14 protein-coding genes and 2 pseudogenes are annotated in these 18126 nt (G+C 72.9%); 10 read left to right on the top strand and 6 right to left on the bottom strand.

Annotated elements, in window-relative coordinates; translation table 11 throughout:
* Positions 1 to 23: 23 nt before the first annotated feature.
* Positions 24 to 1502 (top strand): ArnT family glycosyltransferase, encoded by a 1479-nt coding sequence (locus HNP84_RS17005; RefSeq protein WP_185050683.1) that lies wholly within the window; start codon positions 24 to 26, stop codon positions 1500 to 1502.
* A gap of 8 nt (positions 1503 to 1510) precedes the next feature.
* Positions 1511 to 2008 (top strand): annotated as a pseudogene (locus tag HNP84_RS53030) (glycosyltransferase); the annotation flags it as partial.
* 207 nt (positions 2009 to 2215) lie between these two features.
* On the opposite strand, the pseudogene HNP84_RS53035 reads toward HNP84_RS53030, so the two are convergent.
* Positions 2216 to 2572 (bottom strand): annotated as a pseudogene (locus HNP84_RS53035) (alpha/beta hydrolase); the annotation flags it as partial.
* A gap of 83 nt (positions 2573 to 2655) precedes the next feature.
* Between HNP84_RS53035 and HNP84_RS53040 the strand changes: the two are divergent.
* The 4 genes from HNP84_RS53040 (at position 2656) to HNP84_RS17030 (ending at position 4810) form a co-directional block, all read left to right on the top strand.
* Complete coding sequence (locus HNP84_RS53040) at positions 2656 to 2793, top strand: AraC family transcriptional regulator N-terminal domain-containing protein (protein WP_246518215.1); 138 nt, start codon at positions 2656 to 2658, stop codon at positions 2791 to 2793.
* On the top strand, positions 2790 to 3071 hold the full coding sequence (locus HNP84_RS53045; protein ID WP_246518216.1) for a helix-turn-helix transcriptional regulator: 282 nt from the start codon (positions 2790 to 2792) through the stop codon (positions 3069 to 3071). Before HNP84_RS53040 ends, HNP84_RS53045 begins: the two co-directional genes overlap by 4 nt.
* Before the next feature lie 136 nt (positions 3072 to 3207).
* Positions 3208 to 4068 (top strand): bifunctional 5,10-methylenetetrahydrofolate dehydrogenase/5,10-methenyltetrahydrofolate cyclohydrolase, encoded by an 861-nt coding sequence (locus HNP84_RS17025; protein ID WP_185050684.1) that lies wholly within the window; start codon positions 3208 to 3210, stop codon positions 4066 to 4068.
* Positions 4069 to 4102: 34 nt separating this feature from the next.
* Positions 4103 to 4810 carry an alpha/beta hydrolase gene (locus HNP84_RS17030; protein WP_185050685.1) on the top strand — a complete coding sequence of 236 codons (708 nt, stop codon included), beginning with the start codon at positions 4103 to 4105 and terminating at the stop codon, positions 4808 to 4810.
* A gap of 67 nt (positions 4811 to 4877) precedes the next feature.
* On the opposite strand, the gene sigJ is transcribed toward HNP84_RS17030, so the two are convergent.
* Complete coding sequence (sigJ, locus tag HNP84_RS17035) at positions 4878 to 5816, bottom strand: RNA polymerase sigma factor SigJ (protein ID WP_185050686.1); 939 nt, start codon at positions 5814 to 5816, stop codon at positions 4878 to 4880.
* Between the two features lie 536 nt (positions 5817 to 6352).
* Between sigJ and HNP84_RS17040 the strand changes: the two genes are divergently transcribed.
* The 3 genes from HNP84_RS17040 (at position 6353) to HNP84_RS17050 (ending at position 11261) form a co-directional block, all read left to right on the top strand.
* The gene (locus HNP84_RS17040) at positions 6353 to 8482 is read left to right on the top strand and encodes a SpoIIE family protein phosphatase (RefSeq protein WP_185050687.1); all 2130 of its coding nucleotides are present in this window, start codon (positions 6353 to 6355) and stop codon (positions 8480 to 8482) included.
* 70 nt (positions 8483 to 8552) lie between these two features.
* Positions 8553 to 8888 carry a hypothetical protein gene (locus tag HNP84_RS17045; RefSeq protein ID WP_185050688.1) on the top strand — a complete coding sequence of 112 codons (336 nt, stop codon included), beginning with the start codon at positions 8553 to 8555 and terminating at the stop codon, positions 8886 to 8888.
* 270 nt (positions 8889 to 9158) lie between these two features.
* Positions 9159 to 11261 (top strand): SpoIIE family protein phosphatase, encoded by a 2103-nt coding sequence (locus HNP84_RS17050; RefSeq protein WP_312925029.1) that lies wholly within the window; start codon positions 9159 to 9161, stop codon positions 11259 to 11261.
* Between the two features lie 31 nt (positions 11262 to 11292).
* Here HNP84_RS17050 and HNP84_RS56085 read toward each other — a convergent pair whose 3' ends face one another.
* The 4 genes from HNP84_RS56085 to HNP84_RS17070 form a co-directional block, all read right to left on the bottom strand.
* Entirely contained in the window at positions 11293 to 14151 is a 2859-nt protein-coding gene (locus HNP84_RS56085; protein ID WP_185050690.1) for a SpoIIE family protein phosphatase, read from the bottom strand.
* A 373-nt stretch (positions 14152 to 14524) separates the two neighbouring features.
* Entirely contained in the window at positions 14525 to 16636 is a 2112-nt protein-coding gene (locus tag HNP84_RS17060) for a TerD family protein (protein WP_185050691.1), read from the bottom strand.
* A gap of 100 nt (positions 16637 to 16736) precedes the next feature.
* Positions 16737 to 16955, bottom strand: a complete 219-nt coding sequence (locus HNP84_RS17065) for a DUF6980 family protein (protein ID WP_185050692.1) — start codon at positions 16953 to 16955, stop codon at positions 16737 to 16739.
* Positions 16952 to 17356: a hypothetical protein gene (locus HNP84_RS17070; protein WP_185050693.1), complete on the bottom strand. Its 405-nt coding sequence runs from the start codon at positions 17354 to 17356 to the stop codon at positions 16952 to 16954. Before HNP84_RS17070 ends, HNP84_RS17065 begins: the two co-directional genes overlap by 4 nt.
* Before the next feature lie 77 nt (positions 17357 to 17433).
* Here HNP84_RS17070 and HNP84_RS17075 point away from each other — a divergent pair, with 77 nt between their 5' ends.
* Entirely contained in the window at positions 17434 to 17928 is a 495-nt protein-coding gene (locus tag HNP84_RS17075; RefSeq protein WP_185050694.1) for a hypothetical protein, read from the top strand.
* The last annotated feature ends 198 nt before the right edge of the window (positions 17929 to 18126 follow it).

Raw genomic sequence — 18126 nt, forward strand, 5'->3', positions numbered from 1 at the left:
GCCTCGCCGGAGACCGTGAAGGCATGCTTCTCCAAGCCCCCCGTCTCCAGATCACCGCTCCCTCGCTGCCGGCGACGGCCTGGCGGACCACCGGTCCCATCGCCGGCCTCGTCGTGCTCACCTTGCTGGTGCTGAGCCCGTGGTACGGGTACCACCGCGACGAGCTCTACTTCCGCATGCTCGGCGAGTCTCCCGGCTGGGGGTACTTCGACCAGCCTCCGCTGACCCCGCTCCTGGCGCGGCTGTCCACGGAGCTGTTCGGGGACACCATCGCCGGGCTGCGGGTCGTCCCCGCGCTGTGCGCGGGACTGCTGGTCCTGATCGGCGCCGCGATCACGCGGGAGCTCGGCGGCGGCGCACGCGCGCAGACGCTCGCCGCGACCGGCGTCGGCACCGGGATGTTCCCCCTGGTGGCCGGGCACACCCTGCTGACCCAATCGGCCGACTTCGTGTTCTGGACGGCCTGCATCCTGTGCGTGCTGCGGGCCCTGCTGCGCGGCGACGGACGCTGGTGGGTGGCGGCCGGCATCGTCGCGGGCGCCGCCACGTTCAACAAGCACCTCATCATCCTGCTGCTGACCGGGCTGGCCACCGGCCTGCTCGTCACCGTCGGCCTGGCGGTGAAGGGGCCACGCGCCGTGTTCGGCGACAGATGGTTCTGGTCCGGCGCGTTCCTGGCCGCCGTCATCGCCTCGCCGAACCTCCTCTACCAGGCCGCCAACGGCTGGCCTCAGCTCACCATGGCCGGCACGCTCAGCGAACCGGTGAACCGGGTCATGTTCGTGCCCATGCTGGTGGCGCTGCTCAGCATGGGGGCGTTCGTGATCGCCGTCGCCGGGTGGCTCTGGCTGCTGCGGCGGCAGGAGACCCGGGCACTGGCGGTCGCGGCCCTGGTGACCATCCTGCTCGGCTGGGTGTCGGGAGGACGGGCGGACTACGTAACCGGAAGCCTGATCTTCGCCTTCGTGGCCGGCTGCGTGCCCGTCGCCGCCTGGATGGAGAGCCGGGCCGCCCGGCGCCGGACGGTGTGGTGGGGCCTGCTCGGCACCTCGGTCATCGGGATCGTCGTGGCGCTGCCGCTGCTCCCGCCGCAGGCGCTCGACGCCTCGCCCAACGAGGTGTCCAGGGAGTCGGTGGGCTGGCCGCGCTTCGTCGCCCAGGTGGCCGGGGTGCACCGGGCGCTGCCGCCGGGGACGATCGTGCTCACCTCGAACTATGGCGAGGCCGGAGCGCTGGACCGGTTCGCACCGGACATTCCCGTCTACAGCGGCCACAACGAGCTGTGGTACCAGGGGCCGCCGCCGGAAACGGCGCGGACGGTGGTCGCCGTGGGGTTGCCGCCCGAGCGGTTGCGGCTGCGCTTCGCGCGCTGCGAATCCGCCGGGGTCATCGATCACGGCACCGGGGTCGCCAACGAGGAGCAGGGCCTGCCCATCACGGTCTGCTCGGGGCCACGGGCTCCGTGGACGACCGCCTGGCCGGACTTCAAGCACGCGAGCTGAGGACGATCATGAGCGATGTCCTGGTCATCACGCCGACCTATGACGAACGAGACAACCTGCCCGGCATCGTCGCCAGGATCCGCGCAGCCGTACCCGCCGCCCACGTTCTCGTCGTGGACGACAACAGCCCCGACGGGACGGGCCTGCTCGCCGACAGGCTCGCGTCCGAGCTCGACGGGCTGCACGTCCTGCACCGGGAACGCAAGGAAGGGCTGGGCGCCGCGTACCTGGCGGGCTTCCGCTGGGGGCTCGCCCGGGGGTTCGACGTGCTGGTGGAGATCGACGCCGACGGCTCGCATCCTCCCGAGCGGCTGCCCGCCCTGCTGCACGCGGCCGAGCACGCCGACCTGGTCATCGGCTCCCGCTGGGCGGCCGGCGGCCGGGTGGCGAACTGGCCGCGCAGACGGGAGCTGCTGTCACGGCTGGCGAACCGTTACGTACGGCTGGCGCTCGGCCTGCCCGTCGCCGACGCCACGGCCGGGTTCCGCGCCTACCGGGCCGCCGCGCTGGAGAAGATCCTGCCGGGCGGCGTGGAGTCGCGGGGGTACTGCTTCCAGGTGGATCTCACCCGGCGAGCCGTACGTCGCGGGTTCACGGTGGCGGAGGTCCCGATCACCTTCGTCGATCGTACGGCCGGCGCGAGCAAGATGAGCATCGGTGTCCTGTTCGAGGCGCTCTGGCGGGTGACCGTATGGGCCCTGGCCCCGGCGCCTCTACCGGGAGCCCGGCTCCGGGGCGGGCTTCAGGACGCGGGCGAGCCACTCGGTGCGCGTCCGGCGGGCGGCGGCGGACAGGCCGGCCTGGGGGAAGATCGCGTCGAAGCCGTGGAAGCCGCCGGCCCAGACGTGCAGTTCGGCCTGGCCGCCCGCCGCCCAGATCCGGCCGGCGTAGGCGACGTCCTCGTCCCGGAAGACCTCGGCGGAGCCGGCGTCGATGTAGGTGGCCGGCAGGCCGGACAGGTCGTCGGCTCCGGCGGGTGAGACGTAGCCGGGGACCTCGTCGTCGGCGAGATCGCCCAGGAGCGCCCGCCAGGCGAACTCGTTGGTCTCCCGGGTCCACACGCCGGGCTCGCCCGAGTACTGGCGGCTGGAGCGGCCCCGGGGACCTGCCCCGCGCCAGGGGAGGAGCGCTGCCGGGCATCGCCGTCGGCGACATGACCGCCGACCTGCTCGACGCCGCGATCCGCCTGGTACGCCTGCTCGACCGGCCCCGCGACCAGGCAGTGCTGGCCCCCGCGAACACTACGCCGAACCGTTCCGCGTCGAGGACCTGGCACGGCTGTCCGGCATGAGCGCCTCGGCGTTCTACCGCAACTTCCAGACGGTGACCGCGATGAGCCCCATCCGGTTCCAGAAACAGATCCGGCTGCAGGAAGCCCGGCTGCTACTGGCCACTCACCCCCACGACATCACCGGAGTCGCCCACCGCGTCGGCTACGACAGCCCCTCCCAGTTCAGCCGCGAATACCGCCGCCGGTTCGGCGTGCCGCCCAGCCACGACGCCGCCCGCCTCCGCCCTCGCCCGGCCAAGGGCCGCTCACCTTCCCCGCCTCGGTCATTTGTCGCATGAAAGTCCGCCTTGTTGCCGACGAAACGCGAGCCCGGGACCGCTGTACTGACTGTATGGGATTCGAAAGCCTCCAAGCCGAGCGCATGGCCCGCTACCAGCCGGGCACGCCACGCCGCCACCGACTCCGGGGGGACACGTGACCGCGCGGATACTCGACGGCCGAGCCGTGTCGGCGGCGATACTCGACCGGGTCAGGCGCGAGGTGGCGGAGTTCACCGGCGAGCACGGCCGCACTCCGACCCTCGCGACCGTCCTCGTGGGCGACGATCCCGCATCCCACACCTACGTGCGCATGAAGGCCAACCGCTGTGCGCAGGTCGGCATGCACTCGCGCCGGATCGAGCTCGACGCCGCCATCGGCACCGAGACGCTCGTCGGCCGGATCCGGGAGCTGTCGGCCGATCCCGATGTCGATGGAATCCTCCTGCAGCATCCCGTGCCCGGCCACATCGACGAGCGTGCCGCGTTCGAGGCGATCGACCCGGCCAAGGACGTGGACGGGGTCACCCGCGCCTCCTTCGCGATGATGGCCTTCGACGAGGGCGGGTTCCGCTCCGCGACCCCCGGCGGGATCATGGCGTTGCTGGACGCCTACGACGTGCCGCTGCCGGGCAGGCACGCCGTGGTCGTGGGCCGCAGCCCCATCCTCGGCAGGCCGGTGGGCATGCTGCTGCTGGCCCGCGACGCGACCGTCACCTACTGCCACTCCCGCACCGCCGGCCTCGCCGACCGGGTGGCCGAGGCCGACGTGCTGGTCGCCGCCGCGGGCCGTCCGGGACTGATCCGCGGCGAGTGGATCAAGCCCGGCGCCGTCGTGATCGACGCCGGATACGCCGGCAACACCGGCGACGTGGAGTACGCGGCGGCGGCCGAGCGGGCGTCGTACATCACCCCGGTGCCCGGCGGCGTCGGGCCCATGACCATCGCCACCCTGCTCGCGCAGACGATCAGGGCGGCACGAGACCACCAGACCAGACGCGTGGTGAGCGTTCCATGATCATCTTCGATGCAGGTCCGGACAGGGGGCTGGTATGACTACGTTCGTGCTGATCCATGGGGCCTGGCACGGCGGCTGGGCCTGGCAGCGTGTGGTCCCGTCACTGCGCGCCGCCGGTCACGAGGTGCACACCCCGACCCTGACCGGGCTCAGCGACCGCGCACACCTGCTCACCCCGTCCGTCGGCCTGAGCACCCACGTCCAGGACATCGTGGCGCTCATCGAGGCGTACGATCTGCGCGATGTCGTCCTGGTCGGGCACAGCTACGCCGGGCAGGTCGTCACCGGCGTCGCGGAGCGGATTCCCGGCCGTGCCGGCAAGCGCGTCTACCTCGACGCCTTCGTCGGCGACGACGGTGACGCCGCGATCGACCTGCTGCCCGAGACGGTCGCGGGTCACTACCGCGAGTCGGTGGCCGGGCCGGGATTCGGCTGGCTCATCCCCGTCCGCTCGCTGAGCGTCCTCGGCGTCTCCGAGGAGGCCGATCTCGCCTGGCTGACCCCGCGCCTGACCCCGCACCCCTGGCTCGCCTACACCGAGCCCCTGCGGCTGGCCGGGCGCGCGGAGTCCGTTCCGGCGGCGTTCATCGAGTGCACCGGCTGGATGCGGGTGTTCCGGCCGCACGCCGAGCGGGCCGAGGCCCGCGGCTGGCCGGTGCACCACCTCGCCACCGGCCACGAGGCGATGGTCACCGCGCCCAAGGAACTCGCCGACGTGCTGCTCGCCCTCGCCGCGGCCTGAACGGGCGAACGGCGGTGGGGGATCACGGCCGATCCGCCCGTGAGCGCCGGCCGGTCGGGACCGGCCGTCAGGCCGGCATCCAGGCCCGGAGCTTGTCCGGGTTGCGCACTGCCCAGATGTGCGTGATCCGGTCGCCCGCGACGTCGAACGCGAACACCGTCACGGTGACGCCGTCCTGCTGAGCCACCAGACCGGGCCGGCCGTTGACCGTGCGCTCCAGGATGGTCATGTCGTCGGGTGTCCTGTCGCTGATCTCGATGTAGTAACGCGCGATCTGCTCGGCGCCCCGGACCGGGTGGAGCGCGGCGCTGACGAGGCCGCCGCCGTCGGCGGTCGCCGTGGCGCCGGGGTCGAGCAGGCCGATGAGGGCGTCGATGTCCCTGGCTTCCCATGCCCGCTTGAAGTCCCTGACGATGCCGGCCTGCCGGGCGGGCGGAGTCGCGGGAACCCGCGCGGCGCGAATGCGACGGCGGGCCGATGAGGCCAACTGGCGGCAGGCCGCGGGCGTACGGCCGGTGATCTCGGCGACCTCGGCGAAGGAGTAGCGGAAGACGTCGTGCAGGGTGAACGCGACGCGCTCGGCCGGGGTCATCGATTCGAGCACGACGAGGAAGGCCATGTTGACCGACTCGTCGAGGGTGACCCGGTCGGCGGGGTCGGCCGTGGTGCCGCCCGGCCGCCCGTTGATCCACTCCGTCGGTTCCGGCAGCGGCTCGGGGATCCATTCGCCCACGTAGCGCTCCCGCCGCGCCCGTGCCGAGCCGAGCAGGTCCAGGCAGATGCGACTGGCGACCTTCGTCAGCCAGGCGCCGGGGGCCGCGATGGCCTCCTGCCGCTGCCGCGACATGGCGTACCAGCGGGCGTAGGTCTCCTGGACGACGTCCTCCGCATCGGCCAGGGAGCCGAGGAGCCGGTAGGCGAGGTTGATCAACTGACTCCGCTCGCTCATGATCGCGCTCAGGCCCGGGTCGGGCCGGCCGTGTCCTGGCTCGGATCGGGTGCTCATGGTGCCGGCGACTCCCTTGATCGCATCTGCCCTCACCGGTTCGACGAGACAGCACACCGATCTGTGAGGCCGGCGCTTCGCCTCACATCCACAGGGGGTGGGTCGCCGGAATGCCGAGCGGGTTGGTCATGGTCACCCCCGAGCCCGGCCACTCCACCTCCGGGGGCTCAAGAACGCCGTCCACCACCCGCACGCGGCCTGTCCGCCCGGTTCGGGCGCGGTTCTCGCCGGGCGCATGGGGCCGGAGGGGAGGCCGTGCCGGACGTCTTCGGCCCGGCTGACCGCCGCGCGGCGTGGCGGCGGATGCCCAGGTCAGGCGGCGGACAGGTTAGTGTGCCGTAACAGCATAGCGGCGTATTGTGCCTATATGGGGGATATCCGGTCTGGCTGGTGCGGGGCCCGGCTGCCGGAGCCGGTCACCGCCGGCCGCCGGCGGCGCGCCGGAGCCGCCTGGGCGCCCATCGGGGCCGGACCGGGCATCACCGCCGAAGCCGCGCGCAGCCGCTTCCGCGTCACGGCCCGGGAAGGGTGAGGGCATGCGCGGGCCGGCCGACGCCGATGTCGTCGAAGGCGCGATCCAGGACCAGATCGACGCCGCGCTGGCCGACGTCATGCGCCAGGCCGGCGCCTCGGTGGGCCTGCTGTACCTGCTGCCGGCGGATGAGCAGGTGCTGCGGCTGACGGTGGTGACCGGGATCGCCCATCGGATCGCCACCCCCTGGACGCGGGTGACGCTGCACTCGCTGCTCCCGGTGGCCGACGCCGTACGCGAGCGGCGCCTGGTGTGCGTGGGCAGCCGGGAGGACATGGCGCGCCGCTATCCGATGCCCGCGCTGGTGCTCCCGTACGACTTCACCCTGGCCGCCGCCCCCATCCTCGCCGGCGGCCGTGCCTGGGGCGGGCTGGTGGTGCTGTGGCCCGGCTCCCACCCGCCGCAGCCGAGCAGAGCCGAACGCCGCGCGATCACCTCCGCCTGCCGCCGCATGGGCCTGCTCCTGCAACGCGCGCACGACCAGGGGCGCCCGATCCTCCCCGGGCCCGCGCCCCGGACCCTGGCCCTGCCGCGCGCCCGCACTCCCGGCCCGGCCGAGGCGCTGGCCGCCGCCGACTTCGCCGAGCGCCTGCCGGAGGGGTGCTGCGGACTGGACCTGGACGGCCGCATCACCTTCATCACCACCACCGCGGCCGCTCTCCTCGGGAGCGAGGTCCCCGACCTGCTGGGGGCGCTGCCGTGGGAGGTGCTGCCGTGGTTGCAGGGCCCGATGGTCGAAGACCGCTACCGGGCCGCCCTGGTCGCCCGCGGTCCCACCTCCTGCACGGTGCTGCGCCCGCCGAAGCAGTGGCTGACCTTCTGGTTCCACCCGGACGCCTCCGGCGTCAGCGTCCGGATCGCTCCCGCGGCCTCACCCCAGGACCCGCGCGCAGAACGACTGGAGACGCCCGCGGACACCACTGCGCCGAGCCAGGCGAGCGCGCTGTACCACCTGATGCACCTGGCCGGCACCCTCGCCGAGGCCGTAGGGGTCGGGGACGTGGTCGAGCGGACCATGGACCAGCTCATCCCGGCCGTCGACGCCCAGGCCATGGCCGTGATGACGGCGCAGGAGGGGCGGTTGCGGATCATCGGCTACCGCGGCTACAGCGCCGAGCTCATGGCCAGGTTCGACGCCCAGCCCCTGGTCTCCAGAGCCCCGGCGTCCCATGTCCTGACCACGGGCGTCCCGCTGTTCTTCGCCACCTTCGCCGATCTGAAGGACTTCTATCCGCCGGCGGTGCACCAGGACGACATGGGCTCCTGGGCGTTCCTGCCCCTGATCGCCTCCGGCCGCGTCGTCGGCTCGCTCGTCCTGGCCTTCGACCGGCCCCGCCCGTTCCCGCCGGCCGAACGCGCCGTGCTGACCTCCGTGGCCGGGCTGATCGCCCAGGCCCTGGACCGCGCCCGCCTGTACGACGCCAAGCACCATCTGGCGCACACGCTGCAGACCGGGCTGCTGCCCCGCACCCTGCCGCGCATCCCCGGGCTGGAGGTGGCCGCCCGCTACCTGCCCGCCGGGCACGGCATGGACATCGGCGGCGACTTCTACGACCTGATCCGCTGCGGCCCGGCCGCGGCCGCGGCGGCGATCGGCGACGTTCAGGGGCACAACCTCACCGCCGCGGCCCTGATGGGACAGGTCCGCACCGCGGTCCACGCCCACGCCACCGCCGGCGCCTCTCCCGGCGAGGTCCTCGACCGGACCAACCGCCTCCTCACCGATCTCGACCCCGGGCTGTTCACCAGTTGCCTGTACGCCTCCCTCGACCTCGCCCGCCACCGCGCTCACCTCGCCACCGCCGGGCACCCCCCGCCCCTCCTGCGCCACCCCGGCGGCCACGCCGAGCCCCTTCACCTGCCCCCGGGACTCCTGCTGGGCATCGACCCCGCCGCGGACTACACCACGACCGAGATCCCGTTCCCGCCCGGCAGCATGCTCGTGCTGTACACCGACGGCCTGGTGGAAGCCCCCGGAGCCGACATCGAGCAGGCCGCCGCCGAGCTGGCCGACCGCCTCACCCGGACGCCGGACCGGCCCCTGGACGCCTGCGCCGACACCCTCCTCGCCGAGGGGATGGCACCCCGCAACGACGACATCGCCCTGCTGGTCATCCGGGCGGCCGCCCCCTGACCGATCTCCCGGCCGTGGGTCAACGCATTACCCTGATCTCGGGACGACCCGGACGGAGGCGCGAACGCAGATGAGCCAGACCGATCCGCACATCCACGTCGAGCAGAAGGTGATGCAGGCCGGCGCCGGCTTCCGTAACGTGATCGCGTCGTCGTTGGGGCGGGCGCCCGACGCGCCGAGTGTCGTCACCACCGGGTGCGGGCTCCAGGTGCCCTATGCGATGACCTCGCATCGCCCGGAGAGCGTCACCTGCCTCCCCTGCCGGGAACACGCTCACCGGGAGCACCTGCGCTTCGCCGAGCAGGTGGAGCGCCTGAGCCGGATGCCCGGCGCCCCCGTCGCCGGCGACCAGGCGGTCAAGGCCGCGCAATGGGCGCGGGACCGCGCGAAGAGGTTCTCCGGCTAGCACGCGCCCGGCGCCTTCGTGCGGCGCCTTCGTGCGGCGCCTTCGTGCGGCGCCTTCGTGCGGCGCCTTCGTGCGGCGCCCGCTCGGCCCGCCTGCCCGGCGAGCCCGCTTCCCGGCATGCCCGCCGGCGGACATCCGGGTGGAGGCGTGCCCCCCGGATCACCAGCTCTTTCATGCTATGGGGGTAATCTGCCCGTATGGGGGGTTTTGGGTGCTTGGTGTACTCGCGGTTCACGGGCGAGGTGCGCTGAAGCGGTGCAGGACGGCGGTGTGTCGATCCCGAGCGCGGCGGATGAATCGTCTCGCCTGGACGAACTGCTGATCGGCGCCGTTTTCGACACACAGGCCCACGTCGGCGTGATGTACGTCCTGGACGACAGCAGGCAGGTCCTGCACATGGAGACCGCGATGGGCCTTCCCGCCACGGTCGCCAGGGCGTGGGCCAGGCTCAGGACGAGCGACCCCATGCCGGTCTCGGTGGCGGTGCGCGAGCAGCGGCTGGTGTGGCTCTGCGACCGGGAAGCGCTGGCCCGTGAGTACCCGTCGATGGCGCTGGCACTGCCGTACCACTTCGCGCTGGCCGCCTTTCCCATCCACTCCGGCGGCACCGTCTGGGGCGGGTTCATCCTGATGTGGCCCACGGGGCGTGCGTCCGAGCTCACCTCGCGCCGGATCGACGTGATCAACGACGCCTGCGCCCGGATGGGCGACCTGCTCCGGCCGGCCCGCGAGCGCGGCCGGCCGAGCACCTCGGGGCTCCAGCCCCGGGTCCTGGACCCGCATCCCGCCCACAGCATTGATCCGCACTCCGAGCTGATCGCGCTGGAGTTGTTCAACCGCCTGCCGGAGGGCTACTGCTGCCTGGACGCGCAGGGACGGGTGACCCTCATGACCGCGCCGGCCGCGGAACTGCTCGCCGTGAACCCGCCGGAGGTGGTCGGCAAACGCCTGTGCAAGGCCATGCCCTGGCTGGACGACCCCGTCTACGAAGACCGCTACCGTGCCGCGATCGTGAGCCACCAGGCCACCCGGTTCATCGCCGGCCACCCTGACGGGCGGAAGCTGTCGTTCCAGTGCTACCCGGGCATCCCGGGCGTCACCATGCGGGTCACCCCGGTCGCCTCCACGCCCGAGGCCCCGCCCAGTGACGCCGAGCGGCATCCGCGGACGATCGGGCTGCACGAGATGCTGCACCTGGCGGTCTCCCTCGCGCGGGCGGTCACCGCGCAGGACGTGGTCGATCTGGTGGCCGACTTCGTCATGCCGGTCTGCGAGGCCCAGGCGGTGGCCATCCTGAGCTGGGAGAGCGGACGGATGCGCGTGGCCGCTTCGCGCGGCTACAGCCGGCAGGGCATCGAGAGGTTCAACGGCCGTCCGGTGGTCCAGGCCGCCCCGTCGGCGCCCGGCTACGAACGTGACAAGCCGTCCTTCTACGCCACATGGGAGGAGTTCCGCGAGACGTTCCCGGACGCCCACCGCATCGACGACATGGGCGCCTGGGCTCTGCTGCCGCTGGTCGCGTCGGGACAGTCCATCGGGACGTGCGTCCTGGCCTACGACCGTCCCCATCGGTTCAGCGACAGTGAGCGGGCGATGTTCACCGCGCTCGGCGGGCTGATCGCCCAGGCGTTCGAGCGGGCCTGGCTGTACGACAAGAAGCACCGGCTCGCCGAGTCCTTGCAGGAGAGCCTGCTGCCGCGCGAGCTGCCCCAGATCCCCGGCCTGGACCTGGCCGCCAGGTACGTCCCCGCCACCCCCGGCATGGACATCGGCGGCGACTTCTACGACCTGATCCACCTCGGCGACACGATGGCCGCCGCCGTCATCGGCGACGTCCAGGGACACGACATGACCGCCGCCGCCCTCATGGGACAGGTGCGCACGGCCATCCACGCCCACGCCACCGCCGGGGCGACCCCCGGCGAGGTGCTCACGCACACCAACCGGCTGCTCGCCGAACTGGCGTCCGACCGCTTCACGAGCTGCCTGTACCTGAGCCTCGATCTGGAGCAGCGCCTCACGTGCCTGGCGAGCGCCGGGCACCCGCCTCCGCTGCTCGCCCGCCCCGGCCACCCGACCCGGATCATCGACACCTCGCCCGGGTTGCTGCTCGGCATCGACCCCGACGCCCACTACACCACCACGCAGGTGGCACTGCCTGCCGGGTCGATCCTGACGCTCTACACCGACGGCCTCATCGAACAGCCCGGCCACGACCTGGGCACGGCCATCGCCGACCTCGCCCGCCGCTTCACCCCCTCGCACGGCCGGCCCCTGCGCGACCTTGCGCAGTCGCTCATCGAACGGAGCGGCCCCGACCAGCGCATCGACGACATAGCGGTGCTCCTCCTGCGGATCACCCCATTCCACTGACCGGTGACGGGCAGGGGCCGCGCACCGGCTCCTACCCGGGCCGGGGCACGGCGCCCGGCTCGCACCCGCCGTCCCCCAGGGGCAGCTCCGCCCAGATGATCTTGCCGCGGCGCGTGTAGCGGGTGCCCCAGCGTTCGGCGAGCTGCGCGACCAGATACAGCCCGCGCCCGCCCTCGTCGGTGTCCGCGGCCCGCCGGGGGCGCGGGGCGGTCTCGCCGGCGTCGGAGACCTCGCAGATCAGGCTCCGGTCCAGGAGGAGCCGCGCCCCGAGGGGCTCGCTGCCGTACCGGATCGCGTTCGTCACCAGCTCGCTGAAGATCAGTTCGGCGCTGAAGGTCAGCTCCTCCAGATTCCACTCGGCCAGGCGCCGGGCGACCTCGTCGCGGATGCGGCCCACCGCCGCCGGGTCCGGCGGCACCTCCCACTCGGCGACGCAGTGGCGCGGCAGGGCCCGGGTGCGGGCGGCCAGCACGGTGAACTCCCCGGGCATGCGGCCGGACGGCAGGGCGTCCAGTAGCGCGGAGCAGGTCTGCTCGGCGGTGCGGCCGGCACCGGTCAGGGCCCTGCGCAGCCGTTCCCTGTCGCCGCCCTGGCCCGGCGGCGCGTGCTCGCCGATCAGCCCCTTGGTGTACAGCACGATCGTGCTGCCCTCGGGCAGGTCCACCTCGGCCGTCTCGAACACCGGGCCGCCACGCCCGAGCGGCTCCCCGGCGGGCACCTCCAGGAACTCCACGGCGCCGTCGGGCCGCACGAGCGCGGGCGCCGGGTGGCCGGCCGAGGCGATGGTGCAGCGCTGAGAGGCCGGGTCGTAGACGGCGTACACGCAGGTCGTGCCGGTGACGCCGTCGTCCGCGCCCGCGTCGGTCCCACCGTCGGCCTCACCGCCGGCCTGGGCGGCGCGTCCGGCGCTCTCGCGGTCGAGGCCGCGTACCAGGTCGTCCAGGTAACCGAGGATGTCTCCGGGCGGCATGTCGAGTGCGGAGAAGTTGCCGACGGTCGTACGCAGCCGGCCCATGGCGGCCGTGGAGTGCGGCCCCCGGCCGCACTGCTCGCCCACGACGAGGGCGACGCGAGCGCCCGACAGGGGGATGACGTCGTACCAGTCGCCACTCGTCCCGGAGCGGGCCGGCATGTAGCAGTGCGCGGCCTCGACGGCGTTCTGCTCCGGCAGGTTCCAGGGCAGCAGGCTGCGCCGCAGGGCGCGCACCATGGCGCGCTCGCGGGTGAAGCGGCGGGCGTTGTCCAGGCATAGCGCCGTGCGGCGGGCCAGCTCCTCCGCCAGCCAGGCATCCTCGTCCTCGAACGGGCCGGAGGAGGCCGTACGGGTGAAGGTCACCAGGCCCATGGCCATGCCGTGGGCGAGCAGCGGCACGGCGATGCCCGAGGAGAACCCCGTGCCGGACGATGGCCCGCCAGAGGCACCGGCGATGTCGGGGCCGCGCCAGAGAAGCGCCTGCTGGTCGCTCAGGCAACGCGCCTGCGGGGAGGAGGCGATGTAGTGGACCGGCTCGCCCACCGCCACCGGGCTCACGCTCCCGTGTACGCCCAGGGCCGCGACGCGCCGCAGGTCCAGGCTGCCGGCCGTGGGGCAGGACTCCTCCCCGCGCACCACACAGTCGTCCAGATCGACCGTGACCAGGTCGGCGAACGGGACCGTGGCCTCGGTGAGCTCCTCGGCCGTCCGTACGACGTCCAGCGTCCGGCCGATGCTCAGGGCGGCGTCGCACAGCAGCCTGAGCCTCTTGCGCGCGGAGGCGGCGATGCGGCCGACCCCCGGCTCCCCCAGGAGGAACAACCCCTGATCCGGGCCAGGGTCCGGGCCGGGACCGGTCCTGGTCGACGCCTCCCGCTCCCCGCCCGCCGGAGCGCCGCCGACCGCCACCGCCGCAGCGGCCCGCGCCGCCGCGGCGTCCAGTGCCGTCCGAGGTGTGGCCGGAGGGCCCGGGAGCAGGGCGGGCGCCGGGGGGACGGCGACCTCGGCCAGCGGTTCCCACGGGCCGTCCTGGATTCTGACCTGGGCCACGACCCCGACCACGCCCACGGTGCCGGTCCTGGGCAGCGACCGCAACGTGGCCACCCGGCCCCGGGACAGCGGAACCTCGACGGCGGCCCGCTGTCCGTGGGCGATCAGCTCGGCGGCCCGCTCCTCCAGGAGCAGGCGGTCGGCCCGGCCCAGATCCGCCAGCAGCGGGCCCGCCTTCCGGGACGGCAGCAGAGAGGGGACGTCACCGGCTCGCAGGAACGCCTCGAACAGGGCCCGCTCGCGCGCCGTGCTCTGCTCCAGGAGCCGCCGCTCGATGGCCTCGGCGGCCTGACGGGCCAGGACGTCCATCGCGGGATGCGCGCGTCCGTACAGGCAGGCGATCGTCACCACGCCGCGCGCGTGCCCGGTCAGCGGGTCCAGGATCGGGACCCCGGTGGCGGAGAACGGCTGCACGCACCGGGCCAGGTGCTCGAAGCCCGAGACGTGGATCATCCGCTTCTCCAGCAGCGGAGTGCCGCCCGCGGTGGTGCCGAGCGACTCCTCGGCGTACCCCACTCCGGGCAGGGCGTGGGTGCGGTCCAGCACCCTCGCCAACTGCGGATCGCTCTCATAGCGCAGCAGCATCCTGGCCTGCTCGTCCAGCAGCACCATGGTCACGTCCGCGTCCGCGATGGCGGGCCGGAGGCGCTCGAACACCGGCCTGGCCGCACGGACGAGCACGCTGTCGAAGTCCACCTCGACCGGCTCGGAGAAGTCCAGCTTCTCCGGGTCGAGCCCGGCGGACCGGCACCGCCGCCACGACCTCAGGATCGCAGGGCGTACGCGCTCGCCCACCGGCTCACCTTCGAGGAACAGCTCGAAAACGCGCTCGGTGGGTGCCGTGTCATCCCCCCGGAAACGTGCCACCCAGGTCGCTCCTGAGACACCTCTTCACGATCAGTAGTGCCTACCCGCCTCCCAGTATAAGCTGGACATTTCTCCCCAAATCGCCACAAACATCTTGAGAGGCGGGCTTCACCGAGGGGGCGTGCCCGGTCGCCGTACGTGAGCGGGGGGACGAGCCGCGTGAGCGGACGGCGAGCGCACGCCGGAGCCGGTCGTGAGGAAGGCTCGAAAGCTGGATGCCAGTGGACCCTGCCGGGCCCACCTGGATTCGAACCAGGTGAGAAGGAAGCCCTCGAATGGCCTCACGAACGGGCGAGGAAGGCGGGAAGGCTGGATTTCAATTCTGGGAAAATTGAGAAGGAAGCCCTCCCATGGCCTCGCCGACCGGATCGTATCAGGCGGGGATCAGCTCGTGCAGCGTCGCCGGGGTGAACACCCGCGCGTCCGGGGGCAGGGTGGCCGGGGGCCGCAGGCCGATGTAGGTGGTGTGCCCGGTCTGCGACGCCTTGGCGCGCAGCAGGCCGGCGAGGTGGCGCACGCGCAGGTAGTCGCGTTCCACGATCGAGCGCACCAGCGCGGAGGTGGTGAGCCGGTTGCCCTCCACCTGGTTGAACGCGGGGTGACCCTTGAGGTACAGGTGCACCCACTTCACCCGCCACCCGCCGTCCTCGCCGCGGAGGAAGACCAGCGGCAGGGTGACCCGGCCGGAGCCGCGCAGGTCCGACTTCATGCGTACGGTCCGCGGCTCGAACGGCATGCCCTCCTGCGCGGGGTCCCTGGTCATGTACCCGAAGAACGCCTCGGCGGCCTCGTCGAACCTCTCCCCGGCGTAGATGTGCACCTGGGGGACGATGATCGGCTGGGTGGCGGCGGCGAGGTCGATGTCGATGAACTCCGACGCGCCCTCGGACGCCTCGGTGAGGTCGCCGGAGTACGAGGCGAAGTCGTTGGCGTAGTTCGTCCAGGAGATGTGCGTGGCGTTGCCGTAGGCCGCGTCGAGCATCAGCGCGGACAGGTCGTAGTCGGTACGCCGCTGCGCCTGCCGCCAGTGGACGAAGAAGCGCAGCAGGTCCCCTTCCACGGCGGTCACCGAGCCGCGGGGCAGCATGCCGAGGCCGGGCGCGACGGCCTTGCCCGACAGCGGCAGGGCGACGTCCAGCACCTCGGGATCGACTATCAGCTCACCGGGGTCGGGGAGGCGGCGGGTGATCTCCTCATCCAGCATGGCCAGCGCCCGCGACAGCACCTTCTCCTCCAGCGGCGCGCGGAAGTCGGGGCTCGTCCACGCGCGGCCGTACCGGTTGGTGAACACCCGGCCGGCGGCCGGGGCGAGCCGGTTCTGCAGGTGCTCGCGCAGCGACAGCAGGACCCGGCCGGACGCGCCCGCCGCGGCCTGTTCCGCGACCTCCAGCACGGCCGACGCGTCGGACCCGGTCCGTAGCAGGTGGTCCAGGCGGCGCAGCAGCGCGCCGGGCGCGGCCCGCAACAGCTCCACGGCCTCGCCGGTACGGCCCGACGCCAGGGCGGCCTCGACCCGGCCGTCCAGGCTCGGGGCCCGGCGCACGCCCCTGGCCACCTCGAAGACGTGGCCGGCACGCGGGAACTGCGGGTACTCGTGCGGATGCAGCCGCTCGCCGAGCCGCTTCCACTGCTCCCGGTGGCGCGTCACGTCGCCGAGCTTGGCCGGGGAGGCGACCGCGTCCAGGGCCTGCAACAGGGCGCGGCGCTCGGCCCGGCGGAAGGAGCGCAGCCGGGTCGGGGTGGCCAGGGTGACGTCGCCGCCGGAGCAGCCGCAGGCGAGCCGGAGCACGTCGGTCACCGTGTCGACCAGCAGCGGCAGGCCCGCGGCCAGCCGCACCTCGTTCACCACCGCGCGGTTCTCGCGCACGGGGATGTCCTCGGGCCGGTCGGCGCAGTATGCGGCCAGCGTGCGCAGCGCCGCCAGATCCTCGGCCGCCAGGGGCGTCTGCGAGCCCGCCAGCGAGAAGTACAGCTCGCGCGCCTCGGACTCCAGGCTCCCGCCCAGGTCGAGCACGGTCACCCGGTCGCCGGCCAGCGGGATCAGCTCCGCGTGCGCGGCCAGCAGGTCGGCGTAGGAGTGCTGGTAGCGACCGTAGCGCGGCAGGGCCAGCAGGTTGAGCGCGGGCCCCTGGACCTCCGCCGCGGCGACCGGGTCGAGCATGGCCTCGCGCAGCAGCCCGGCCCAGAACTCCAGCGTGTCGGGCACGTTGGCGGGGAAGTCGATGAAGTACGCGTTGTGCCGGACATGGTCGCCCACCAGCGTGCGGACGGCGGCCAGGACCCGCACGCCGAGATCCACCACGCTCTCGCCGGGCAACGTCGCCAGCCGTTCGAGCAGAGCCGGCGAGCAGGTGAAGCCGACGCTCAGCAGCGCGGCGTCGAGCTGCCGCGCGGCCACCTCGCCCCACCCCGGCCCGGACTCCGCGGGAGCGCCGACGGGAACCCGCAGCCGCCTGGCGATGATGAGGCCCTCAAGATTGTCCACGGACGCACCATATAGTCGCCCCTCGCCCACACGCTGCGGGTTTTCCGCATGCGCGGGATTCTCGGCGCCGTCGTGGCGGTCATGACGGCCGGCCGCGCCGTCAGCGCCGACCACGCTGAGAGACAGACAGGCGGCTCCCGCACCAGGGGCAGAAGTCGATGACGATGACCGAGGTTCCGCCATCGTGCACGATCAGACCGTACTCCTGGGATCGGGCGTTGAAGCTCACCAGGGCATCCGGACAGTCGAACGCATCCTCGTGATCGTCGCAGTGCCACGCCATCTGGCGGGCCATCGACTCGCAGCAGTGCCCGTTCATGAGGCGATCCTCTCGGGCCGGCTGCCGCAGTCCTCCGCGGAGGCGGAGACGTAGACGGGAGTGGCCGGCTCGATGAGCGCGATCAGGACGAGCACGCCTGAGGTGCGCCGCCCCGCCCTCCGCGGCTCCCGGCGGCCCATACAGGCGGCGAACCCCGCCAGGACGAGCAGTGCGGGGACGCCCCACGCCACCACGTTCTCCAGGATTCGGGCGAGATCGCCTCGCAGCGGGTCCAGCGGAGACGTCTCCCACGGCCCGAAGCCGCCCAGGCAGGCGCGCGTCTCAAGCCACTCCGGACGGAGCCGGGAGCGCCACTCCTCCCACGTCGGGAAGGCGGCGACGGCCGCGGCCGCCGTCCACGGCAGCAGCGCCGATCGGGAGAACTGGAGGGAGTGCGACAAGGCGGTCCTTTCACCGGCTGGGCACACCTTAACGATCTCGCGGCCAGGCCCAGCACCGCCGCCGATAGTGTGCGGCCATGAGTCACCACATCTGCGCTCTCGTCGTGGCCGGTCCGGTGGACGCCGAGCAGGCCGCCTCGGTGGGGCTGCACGCGCGGCTCGTGCACGACGACATCACGGTGTTCCCGATCGATCACTACTTCTCGGCCTACTGGGCCGCGAAACGGGGCACCAGCGCACGGTTGGACCTGCCGGACGGCCTTCCCGCCACATTTCCCGGCGAGGCCGTACTGCGCGACCTCGTACGCGAGGTGACCGGCACGGACGAGCCGCGATTCGCGATCATCAAGACGGACTACTTCGCCGGCATCGGCGACCAGTGGGCCGCGGCGTTCGCCGGCGAAAGACGACTGACGGCCGGTACGGCGTCGATCAACGAGGCGCTCGCCGCGCTCGGCGTACGGGCGTCCGCTTCGGCGGACGAGTTCGACGTGATCGGTCTCGGCGGCTTCCGGAACAACCCGGATCACCTCGATCGCTACGTCGACCTGTGCGACGAGCTCGGCGTCTGAGAAACCCCGTCGGCGGTGAGGACGGACGGCGCCCGCCCTCACCGCGGGGCGGCCGAGGAGTTCGGCCAGGGCGTGCGGGGTCAGCCGAGGGGCGCGGCGATCTGAATCCGGTCCAGGTCGGGGGCGAAGCCGGCCGAGGCGTTGCCGAACCTGATCGTGTTGCCGCCCGGCCCCTGCTGCGGCCGGTGTCGGCCACCG

It is taken from the genome of Thermocatellispora tengchongensis, from assembly GCF_014202315.1.
In the GTDB taxonomy this organism is placed as follows: domain Bacteria; phylum Actinomycetota; class Actinomycetes; order Streptosporangiales; family Streptosporangiaceae; genus Thermocatellispora; species Thermocatellispora tengchongensis.